This window comes from Acetobacter lambici, from assembly GCF_011516885.1.
Lineage (GTDB): Bacteria > Pseudomonadota > Alphaproteobacteria > Acetobacterales > Acetobacteraceae > Acetobacter > Acetobacter lambici.
Window position 1 is genome coordinate 105,488 of record NZ_WOTD01000007.1, and the last position, 7,822, is coordinate 113,309.

Sequence of the window (7,822 nt, forward strand, 5' to 3'; positions counted from 1 at the left end):
GTGGCGGACCAGACACGGGTATCTTAGAGAAACGACAGGATAGTCATGAAGGCGATTAACACGCTTCGCATGGGGGGGACGGATGTCCTGCCGCTGGTAGAGGGCGGCAAGGGCGTTTCTGTTTCCACGGGTGCATCGGCCGGAGCATGGGCTGCTGCGGGGGGTGCGGGTACGATCTCCATCGTTAATGCGGATAGCTATGACGATCAGGGGCGCCCGGTCCCGCAGGTGTACCACGGCCGAACCCGCCGGGAACGGCATGAGGAGCTTGTGGACTACGCCATTCGTGGCGGCATTGCGCAGGCGCGTATTGCGCACGAGGTTTCTGGTGGCAAAGGTCGCATCCATGCCAACATCCTGTGGGAAATGGCCGCTTCCGAGCGGGTCATTACCGGGGTGCTGGAAGGGGCCAAGGGCCTGATCCACGGCCTGACCTGTGGTGCTGGCATGCCCTACCGGCTGGCCGACATTGCCGCCCAGTTTGGCGTGCATTACTATCCGATCGTTTCTTCCGCCCGTGCCTTCAATGCGTTGTGGAAGCGCTCGTACAGCAAGGCGTCCGACCTGCTGGGCGGCGTGGTGTACGAGGACCCGTGGCGGGCAGGCGGGCATAACGGCCTGTCCAATACGGAAAATCCCTTTGCGCCAGAAGACCCCTACCCACGTGTGCTGGCCCTGCGCCAGGCCATGCGTGGCTTTGGGCTGGACAATACGCCCATCATCATGGCCGGTGGCGTATGGTGGCTGGAAGAATGGCAGGACTGGATTGACAGTGAGGAACTGGGGCCGATCGCCTTCCAGTTTGGCACCCGTCCGCTGCTGACCACCGAAAGCCCGATCCCCGATGCGTGGAAGCGCCGGTTGCTCACCCTGAAAAAGGACGATGTGTACCTTAACCGCTTCTCCCCCACCGGGTTTTACTCCTCCGCCGTCAATAACGGCTTTTTGCATGAGTTGCGCCAGCGCACCGAGCATCAGGTGCCCTACGCCACCGAAGCCACGGAAGAGCTGAGTGCGTCCTACGGTGTTGGCCCGCGCAAGCGCGAGGTGTTCCTTAAGCCCCAAGACGTAGCACGCGTGCAGCAGTGGGAAAGCGAAGGGTTTGTTGAAGCCCTGCGCACCCCCGATTCCACGCTTGTCTTTGTCACCCCCGACCGGGCACGCCTGATTGTGGCTGACCAGACGGACTGCATGGGCTGCCTTTCCGAGTGCAAGTTCTCCAACTGGAGCCAGCGCGGCCCCAGCTACAGCAACGGCCATCGGGCGGACCCACGCTCCTTCTGTATCCAGAAAACCCTTCAGGCCGCGGCCCATGCCTCCGGCCCGGATGCGGATAAGGTGATGGATGAGAATCTGATGTTTGGGGGCACCAACGCATGGCGCTTTGGCACGGACCCGTTCTATGCCAACGGCTTTGTGCCCACGACCAAACAACTGGTCGAGCAGATCATGACCGGTAAATAAGCCGCTCTTACTCAATGCCCGCCCATGTGGTGGGTGTTGGGTCTGGGTGAGAGCACAAAAAAGGCGGCCTCCCGCACAGGGGGCCGCCTTTTTTGTTGGGCATTGTTGCAACCCGCCCCATGTGCCGCCCGGTGGTGTTGGGGGCATGCGTTGCGCGCTGGTGGGGCAGCGCAACGTATGGCGGGCTGGCCTTTGCTGGCCTAGCTGCGCGAGGCGCGGCTCATGCGGGCAATTTTCTGGTCCGTTGTGTATTGGCTCAGCGCGTAAACCGACCAGATGGTGGCCGGAATCCAGCCAATAAGCGTGATCTGCAACACAAGGCAGATAATCCCCGCAAAGGGGCGACCGATGGTAAAAAACTGCAACCACGGCACAAGCAGGGCAAGGATAAGGCGCATTAGTCGTAAACTCCCATGTTATTGGCCATGATGGCCATAGCTGGCCCTTGGGGGCAAGACAATCAGCACCCCCTGCGGGCTTTTTATCCCTGCCACAACCCCGGCCAGCGCTAGGAGTTTGCGGGGTTTGGTGCTAGAAAATACGCGGCACCGTGGCAACCGGTGTTCAGGTGGATTTGGCGCGGAGTGCAGGCAACTGCCCAGCCCCGCGCAGCATGACAGAACGGATGAACCTTGACCGAGATTTCTGACCAGACCGGATCACCGCAGCCTTCAGACCTAGTGCCCGTGACCATTGAGGAGGAGATGCGCTCCTCCTACCTTGCCTATGCGATGTCGGTCATTGTCAGCCGTGCGTTGCCCGATGTGCGTGATGGTCTCAAGCCCGTACACAGGCGTATTCTTTACGCCATGCACGAAAGCGGCTTTACGCACGACAAGGCCTACCGCAAATCTGCCCGTGCAGTGGGTGAGGTCATGGGTAAATATCACCCCCATGGCGATAGCTCCATTTACGAGGCCATGGTGCGTATGGCCCAGTCGTGGTCCATGCGCGTCAAGCTGATTGACGGGCAGGGCAACTTTGGCTCGGTGGATGGGGACAGCCCCGCCGCCATGCGTTACACCGAAGCGCGTCTGGCCCGCTCCTCCACCTTTTTGCTCGGTGACATTGACCGCGATACGGTTGATTTTCAGCCGAACTATGATGAGAGCGAGAGCGAACCCACGGTTCTGCCTGCTGCTTTCCCCAACCTGCTGATCAATGGCGCTACCGGCATTGCCGTGGGTATGGCCACCAACATTCCCACCCACAACCCCGGCGAGGTGGTGGATGCAACGCTGGCCCTGATCGCCAACCCCGAGCTTACGCTTGAAGAGTTGATGGAAATTGTGCCGGGGCCGGACTTCCCCACAGGTGGCACAATTCTGGGCCGTTCTGGTATTCGCAGCGCCTATGCCACGGGCCGTGGCTCCGTGATCATTCGCGCCAAGGCCGATATTGAGGAAATTCGCAAGGACCGCAAAGCCATTGTGGTGACCGAAATCCCCTATCAGGTCAACAAGGCCACCTTGCAGGAACGTATTGCCGATCTGGTGCGCTCCAAGCAGGTGGAAGGCATTGCCGACATCCGCGACGAATCCGATCGTTCGGGCATGCGCGTGGTTATCGAAATCAAGCGTGATGCAACGCCTGAGGTGGTGCTGAACCAGCTTTACCGCTTTACCCAGCTCCAGACCTCCTTTGGCGTGAACATGCTTGCGCTTGATGCAGGCAAACCCCGCCTTATGGGCCTGAAGGACGTGCTTGAGGCGTTTATTGCCTTCCGTGAGGAAGTCATTATGCGCCGCTCGCGCCATGACCTGAACAAGGCGCGCGACCGTGCCCATATTCTGGTCGGGCTGGTTATTGCGGTTGCCAATATTGATGCGGTCATCGCCTTGATCCGCGCCGCCCCCGATGCCGCCACCGCGCGTGAATCGCTTATGGCGGCACAGTGGAACGCCGCGGATGTGGAACCGCTGCTGGCCCTGATCCACGATGAAGGCAACGTGGTAGTGGACGGCACGGTCCGCCTGACCGAGGCACAGGCACGCGGTATTCTGGAACTGCGCCTGCAACGCCTGACCGGGCTTGAGCGCGACAAGATCCAGAACGAACTGTCCGAAGTAGCGGTGCGGATTAACGAACTGCTCGAAATTATCCGCAGCCGCCCCCGCCGTATGGAAGTGCTGTGCGCGGAACTGACCCTTGCCCGTGCCGAACTGGTGACCCCCCGCGTAACCGACATTGCCGATTACGATGGGGATCAGGATGATGAAAGCCTGATCGAACCCGGCCAGATGGTTGTTACCATCACGCGTGATGGCTTTATCAAACGCACCCCGCTCGATGTGTTCCGCGCCCAGAACCGTGGTGGCCGTGGCCGCACCGGGGCTGGCACACGTGGGGACGATATTGTGGTGCGCTCCTTTAACGCGCACACCCACCAGTGGGTCATGTTCTTCTCCTCCGGTGGCAAGGTGTACCGCCAGAAGGTGTGGCGTCTGCCAGAGGCGGGGCCCGCCGCCAAGGGCCGCGCACTGATCAACCTGCTGCCCGACCTTGGAACAGACAGCATTACCGCAGTCCTCCCCCTGCCGCAGGACGAGGAACTGTGGGAAAGCCTGCATCTTGTGTTCGCCACCGCCAGTGGGGGCGTGCGCCGGAACAGGCTGAGCGACTTCCGCAACATTCGCGTATCCGGCATGATCGCCATGAAGCTCGATGACGGCGACAGCCTGATCGGCGTTGCCACCTGCCGCGATGGTCAGGACGTGTTCCTTGCTACCCGCAAGGCGCGCTGCATCCGCTTCCAGATAACGGATGACACGGTGCGCGTGTTTGCCGGGCGCGGGTCGTCTGGTGTGCGGGGTATTCGTCTGGCCGAGGGCGATCGGGTGATCAGCCTTGCCGTGCTCAACCATGTTGAAGCCACGGTGGAAGAGCGCTCCACCTACCTGCGTATGGCCAACGCCAAACGCAGGGCCGAAAACGCGGCCGACACCGAGGATGATACCGAAATCACGGTGGTTGATGGGGATGAGGACGAAGGTGCAACCGGCACCGAGGCCCTGACCCCCGAACGCTTTGCCCAGCTTGAAGCAGCGGAAGAAGTGCTGCTGATTGTGAGCGATGGTGGGTTTGGCCGCCGCTCCTCCGCCTATGATTACCGCGTAAGCGGGCGTGGCGGGCTTGGTATTACCAACATGACCTTCTCTGCCAACAAACGGGGCACGGAAGTCTCGGCAACCCTGCCGGTGCTGCCGGGCACGGATGTGATGCTGGTGACAGACGCAGGCCGCCTGATCCGTGTGCCGGTTGATCAGGTGCGGATCATGGCCCGTCAGGCCAGTGGGGTAACATTGCTGCGCCTGAACGAGGCCGAACGCATTACCAGCGTGTTCCCGGTCATGGATGATGGCGAGGACGAAGCAGGCGAGGCGGAAGATGCCGCTCCCCCGCAGACCCCCGACAATGGTGCTGGTCCTGCCACATGAGCAGCGCTGCTGCCGCACCCAAACGTGTCGGGCTGTATGCTGGCACGTTTGACCCGGTAACAGTCGGCCATCTGGATGTGATCGAGCGGGCCAGCAGGCTTGTGGACCGGTTGATTATCGGGGTTGCCCGCAACCCCGGCAAAAGCCCGCTCATGCCGCTGGAAGAGCGGATCGAATGTGTGTGCGAAGCCTTGCCCGCCATCAAGGCGCGTACGGGGGGGGACATGACGGTCGTCTCCTTCCATTCGCTGTTGGTGGAGGCGGTGCGGGCCAATGGGGCCACGCTCATTTTCCGTGGCCTGCGCGTTCTGTCCGACTTTGATTACGAAGTGCAGATGTCGGGCGTAAACCGCAGGCTGGATAGCGGAATAGAGACCGTGTTCCTTATGGCCTCGGAGCGCACGCAGTTTATTTCCTCCCGTATGGTGAAGGAAATTGCCAGTTATAATGGCGATATTTCGGAGTTTGTAACACCCTATACCCAGGCGCGCCTGCTGGCCCGTCTGGCCGAACGCACGGGCTGAACCGCGTGTTTGCTCGGGTGTTGCCTTAACAGGAGAGTTTCTGATGTCCACAGAAGATAAAAAAGACCTGATTTACATGGATGTGCCCGCAGGCCGCGTTGTTATTCGCCTGCGCCCCGATATTGCCCCCAAGGCTGCCGAGCGCCTGCGCACGCTGGCCGAGCAGGGTTTTTATGACAACGTGGCCTTCCACCGCGTTATTCCCGGCTTTATGGCACAGGGTGGGGACCCCACGGGCACGGGCATGCACGGTTCCGACCTGCCGGATCTGCCTGCCGAATTCACGCGCGAAGCCAAGTTTGAACGCGGCACCATTGGCATGGCCCGCACGTCCGACCCCAACAGCGCGAACAGCCAGTTCTTTATCATGTTCGAACCCTCCCCCCATCTGGATGGCCAGTACACCATTGTGGGTGAGGTGATTGAAGGCATGGAGAACGTGGACAAGATCAAACGCGGCTCCGGCTCCTCCGGTGTGGTGAACGAACCAGACCGTATTGCCAAGATGGTCCCTGCGGACAAGGCGGAAGCCTGATCCCACGCAAACGGCCCGCCCTAACCCGGCGGGCCGTTTTTGTATGCACGGCCCGCCCCGGCGCTGGCTTATGGGCTCTGGTGGTCGGGATGGCGCACAAAGGTGCTGAAAAATGCCTTTGTGTGCTTGACGCACGCCCCTAATCCAGTTAGGAACAGCCCCATCACGCACGGTCCCTGACCCTGTGTGGTCCCATGTGTGAGCCGGTAGCTCAGCTGGTAGAGCATTCGACTTTTAATCGAATGGTCGAGGGTTCGAGTCCCTCCCGGCTCACCATTCTTTCCTTTAAAAATAGATGTCTAAGACCATCAGCAGAGTCTGCTCAGGCAGTATTCTGTCCCCCCCCCCACGCCGCGCTTGTGGCGGGCGTTCGGGCAGGGGTCTCCCCGTGTTATGATCACGAGGAGCTATCTATTGCGTCATGAGTGGCAGGGTGGCTCTGGACCGCGTGGCGGTAGAGTTCTTCTGCTGCGCCGCAGAGTTGCGTGTGATGGACCAACAGAACACCCGTTGCGGATGCAGCCTGCCGCGCGGACTGCGAAAATGTGGAGTTTGTTGCAACAATTGCACCTTGGGCACCCTGAAATTTTTGGGCGGAAAAGGCTTGCTGGACGGCATCATTCCCAACTGTTCCTGAATACAGCTTACATTGGACAACAATCCGCACATTTCCTTTTCGGGCTATAACGTCAGCCCCCTGATCTCCACTTTTTTGTGTTGCGTGTGCATCCCACCCAGACTGCTTGAGAAGTAAAGCGCAGTGCAGTTCATAATCAAACGGGTTCATACGGATATCAAAAACCGTAGGGTCGCTCACATAAGAATTGATGGGAACATGGACCGGAAGAGGGTCGGAGGAAACCTGCTCAACAAGGTTTATGGCATATGCCCGCAGTTGCTGACGGTCTTTTACGTTCGAAATTCTGGCGTTTATAAGTCCATCTATTCTGGTCTGGATAAAATACCCGATCTCCCTGACCCATAAATCTGTTTTAACGGTACCATAGATATCTTGTGTTATTTTCTGGTTTCTCGATATTTGTAAATTCAGTTTTTGCCTGAATATTTCATCACAAACAAGGGAACGTGTCTCGCTGAGCCGTTTGTTGTTCTTTGTTTTTTTATAATAAAAAATGCCGCAGGAAACTAAAATAACAAGAAGTAGAAGCCACATTGAACTGCTGCTCTGGTTGTTGGGTCGGGAGGTGGGGCCGGTGGATTGGGTGGTGGGTTCTGCCTGCTGTTGGCCCGCAGGCGGTGGCAGTCCTGCTGCCATGGATGCAATGTGCGCGGCATCTGTATCAGAGATAAAGCCATCTGCCGGGGAGCTTGTGTTGGCCTGCTGCCATTTGACAATGGCGGTGCGGGTTCCTTCGCCATAAACGCCATCAGCACGTTGGGCTTGTGTGAGAAAGCCCAGATCAATCAGATTCTGCTGGAGGGCTATGTGGTCGTCTATGGGCCTGCTGGCTTCCTCCAGAGGAACCCCGGTCAGCCTTGCCTTATACTTGTCGGTCAGGGCGTCCATATGTGCGATGTAGCAGGCCGGATCTGCCTGAGGGATGTTCTGGGGGCCAACCAGTCGGGTGGAATCAAGGCAGTCGCCCAAAACCGCATCATCGGCCATGACCTCCTGCCTGAGCGATTTCCACCCTTCTTTGCCAACAATCTGGCGTAGGGCGTAATAGGTCTGGTCAAAAATAAGTTCGTGTCTGGCGGCTTCGCTGTTTTCGCAAAGCATGGTGGCAATGGGCTTTGTTGCGCAAATAGTAGCGAGGGATTCACGGGGTGAATCCATTCTGGTAGCTAGGTGAGATGAGCAAGCCGCAGCCGACGCGATACCGCACGACGAACTGGTCCTC

General features: G+C 59.0%; 6 protein-coding genes and 1 tRNA gene. 5 read left to right on the forward strand and 2 right to left on the reverse strand.

Annotation, left to right across the window (positions count from 1 at the left end; all coding sequences use genetic code 11):
- Positions 1 to 45: 45 nt before the first annotated feature.
- Positions 46 to 1,464 carry an NAD(P)H-dependent flavin oxidoreductase gene (locus tag GOB86_RS05760; protein ID WP_165991409.1) on the forward strand — a complete coding sequence of 473 codons (1,419 nt, stop codon included), beginning with the start codon at positions 46 to 48 and terminating at the stop codon, positions 1,462 to 1,464.
- A gap of 200 nt (positions 1,465 to 1,664) precedes the next feature.
- Here the strand turns inward: GOB86_RS05760 and GOB86_RS05765 are convergent, their stop codons facing one another.
- The gene (locus tag GOB86_RS05765; protein WP_165991410.1) at positions 1,665 to 1,862 is read right to left on the reverse strand and encodes a YqaE/Pmp3 family membrane protein; all 198 of its coding nucleotides are present in this window, start codon (positions 1,860 to 1,862) and stop codon (positions 1,665 to 1,667) included.
- Between the two features lie 234 nt (positions 1,863 to 2,096).
- Between GOB86_RS05765 and gyrA the strand changes: the two genes are divergently transcribed.
- From gyrA to GOB86_RS05785, 4 genes are all read left to right on the forward strand, one after another.
- The gene (gene gyrA, locus GOB86_RS05770; RefSeq protein ID WP_165991411.1) at positions 2,097 to 4,901 is read left to right on the forward strand and encodes a DNA gyrase subunit A; all 2,805 of its coding nucleotides are present in this window, start codon (positions 2,097 to 2,099) and stop codon (positions 4,899 to 4,901) included.
- Entirely contained in the window at positions 4,898 to 5,425 is a 528-nt protein-coding gene (gene coaD, locus GOB86_RS05775) for a pantetheine-phosphate adenylyltransferase (protein WP_165991412.1), read from the forward strand. Before gyrA ends, coaD begins: the two co-directional genes overlap by 4 nt.
- A gap of 43 nt (positions 5,426 to 5,468) precedes the next feature.
- Positions 5,469 to 5,960, forward strand: a complete 492-nt coding sequence (locus tag GOB86_RS05780; protein WP_165991413.1) for a peptidylprolyl isomerase — start codon at positions 5,469 to 5,471, stop codon at positions 5,958 to 5,960.
- Between the two features lie 200 nt (positions 5,961 to 6,160).
- Positions 6,161 to 6,236: transfer RNA gene (locus GOB86_RS05785), tRNA-Lys, on the forward strand.
- A gap of 121 nt (positions 6,237 to 6,357) precedes the next feature.
- Here GOB86_RS05785 and GOB86_RS15880 read toward each other — a convergent pair.
- Positions 6,358 to 7,758: a restriction endonuclease gene (locus GOB86_RS15880; protein ID WP_242012519.1), complete on the reverse strand. Its 1,401-nt coding sequence runs from the start codon at positions 7,756 to 7,758 to the stop codon at positions 6,358 to 6,360.
- Between the last annotated feature and the right edge of the window lie 64 nt (positions 7,759 to 7,822).

Bases quoted from the DNA above. Each gene is read 5' to 3' on its own strand.
- GOB86_RS15880 (WP_242012519.1), bottom strand. From the start codon at position 7,758: ATGGATTCACCCCGTGAATCCCTCGCTACTATTTGCGCAACAAAGCCC.
- GOB86_RS05780 (WP_165991413.1), top strand. From the start codon at position 5,469: ATGTCCACAGAAGATAAAAAAGACCTGATTTACATGGATGTGCCCGCA.
- GOB86_RS05760 (WP_165991409.1), top strand. From the start codon at position 46: ATGAAGGCGATTAACACGCTTCGCATGGGGGGGACGGATGTCCTGCCG.
- GOB86_RS05765 (WP_165991410.1), bottom strand. From the start codon at position 1,862: ATGCGCCTTATCCTTGCCCTGCTTGTGCCGTGGTTGCAGTTTTTTACC.
- coaD (WP_165991412.1), top strand. From the start codon at position 4,898: ATGAGCAGCGCTGCTGCCGCACCCAAACGTGTCGGGCTGTATGCTGGC.